Source organism: Synechococcus sp. CCY 0621, from assembly GCF_019038465.1.
Lineage (GTDB): Bacteria > Cyanobacteriota > Cyanobacteriia > PCC-6307 > Cyanobiaceae > Cyanobium.
Map to the genome: position 1 here is coordinate 1 of NZ_JAFKRH010000033.1, position 437 is coordinate 437.

At 63.2% G+C, this 437-nt stretch carries 1 protein-coding gene; it reads left to right on the forward strand.

Features of this window, described 5'->3' with window-relative positions; translation table 11 throughout:
• Positions 1 to 437, forward strand: a 437-nt coding sequence (locus KUG43_RS11340) for a photosynthetic reaction center family protein (RefSeq protein WP_502988606.1), incomplete at both ends; no start/stop codon positions are given.

The following is a 437-nucleotide window of genomic DNA, read 5'->3' on the forward strand; positions in this document are numbered from 1 at the left end:
CCGCTGGGTCAGAGCAGCTGGTTCTTCGCGCCCTCCTTCGGTGTGGCAGCGATCTTCCGCTTCCTGCTGTTCCTGCAGGGCTTCCACAACTGGACCCTGAACCCGTTCCACATGATGGGCGTGGCCGGCATCCTCGGCGGTGCCCTGCTCTGCGCCATCCATGGCGCGACGGTGGAGAACACCCTGTTCGAGGACAGCGACCAGGCCAACACCTTCAAGGCGTTCGAGCCCACCCAGGAAGAGGAGACCTATTCGATGGTCACCGCCAACCGCTTCTGGAGCCAGATCTTCGGGATCGCCTTCTCCAACAAGCGCTGGCTGCACTTCTTCATGCTGTTCGTGCCGGTGATGGGTCTGTGGACCAGCAGCATCGGCATCATCGGCCTGGCCCTCAACCTGCGGGCCTATGACTTCGTGAGCCAGGAGATCCGCGCCGC